Origin of the sequence: Streptomyces flavofungini (genome assembly GCF_041028215.1) — a bacterium.
Classification (GTDB): Bacteria; Actinomycetota; Actinomycetes; order Streptomycetales; family Streptomycetaceae; genus Streptomyces; species Streptomyces flavofungini_B.
The window spans coordinates 1-1259 of the sequence record NZ_JASKYR010001328.1 but is presented as its reverse complement, the minus strand read 5'-3'; the positions used below and the strand labels follow the sequence as shown (position 1 = coordinate 1259).

Sequence of the window (1259 nt, the reverse complement as noted above, 5' to 3'; positions counted from 1 at the left end):
CACCCGAGGGCGGGCGATCCTTGCGGCCTGAGTGGTGTTCTCGCAGATCACCACCCGTGCGCCGGAGTCGGTCAGGACCCAGGCCAGCTCCTCGTCGCCCGCCGTCGGGTAGACCGGGACCACCACCGCGCCCGTCGCCAGCGTGCCGAAGTCGCCGGTCGGCCGCCCACTCGGCCAGGAGGGCCAGGGTGGCGGGCAGTTCGGACGGGGCGATGGGGTCCTTCCGCGGCTGCTGCATGCGTACGACGCTAGGGAGGCGGACCGGTCAGGGGCATGACGGGAAACGTCAGCGGTGCTGGCCCGGGCGCTCAACACGGCGCTACCGTCGTGTCATGGCCAGGGGGACGATCACCGTGCACCATGTGCGGGCCGTGCTGCGCGGCGCCGAGCGGCGCGGTGTGGACACCGTTCCGCTGCTGCGCGGGGCCGAGATCCCGCCGCTGCTCCTCGGGGACGACCGGGCCCGGGTCACCGCCCCGCAGTTCGCCCGTCTCTTCCGGGAGCTGTACCGCGCGACGCAGGACGAGTTCCTCGGTCTCGGGTCCGCCGTCAGCAGGCCCGGCACCTTCGCGATGATGTGCCAGGCCTCGCTCGGCTGCCGGGACCTGGGGGCGGCGGTGGAGCGCGGCGTCACCTTCTACGGCCTCTTCCCCGAAGGCCCCGACCTCGCCCTGGAACGCCGGGGCGACGAGGCCGTGTTCAGCGTCCGCAACGACCTCGCGCAGGACTACTTCCTCGCCGAGTGCCTCGTCATCATCTGGCACCGCCTCTGCAACTGGCTGATCGGCCGCCGCATCCCGCTGCGCGGCGCCGAGTTCGGGCATCCGCCGCCTCCGCACAAGGCCGAGTACGAGCTGCTCTTCGGCTGCCCGGTGCGCTTCGGCGCCGACCGCACCGGTGCCGTGTTCGCCGCGCACTGGCTGGACGCCCCGCTGGTCAGGGACGAGGCGGAGCTGGACGAGATGCTCCGCCGCGCCCCCTTCGAACTGCTCACCCGGCACGAGTACGGCACCACGGTCGCCGAGCAGGTGCGCCGCGTCCTGGCCCGCGCGCTGCGCACCTCGCCCCGGCTGCCCTCGCTCGGCGAGAGCGGGGTGCGGCAGTCCACCGTGGCGGACGAGGTCGGGCGGCACCCCGTGCGCSCCCACGACSACGAGGCCGCCGCCSTCSTGMAGCMCGACGCCCGCATGGCCGASSTGCTGCGCCGCGCGCTCTACGCCCGTGTCGCACCGCCCACCCATGACCTCGCGGTGCCGGAC

1 protein-coding gene and 1 pseudogene are annotated in these 1259 nt (G+C 74.1%); one reads left to right on the top strand and one right to left on the bottom strand.

Annotated features, from left to right (window positions below; genetic code table 11):
- Nucleotides 1-315, bottom strand: a 315-nt coding sequence (locus AB8Z36_RS40815) for an AMP-binding protein (protein WP_369218394.1), incomplete at its 3' end; no start/stop codon positions are given.
- Between the two features lie 17 nt (nt 316-332).
- On the opposite strand from AB8Z36_RS40815, the pseudogene AB8Z36_RS40810 reads away from it, so the two are divergent.
- Nucleotides 333-1259: pseudogene (locus AB8Z36_RS40810) on the top strand (AraC family transcriptional regulator ligand-binding domain-containing protein); the annotation flags it as partial.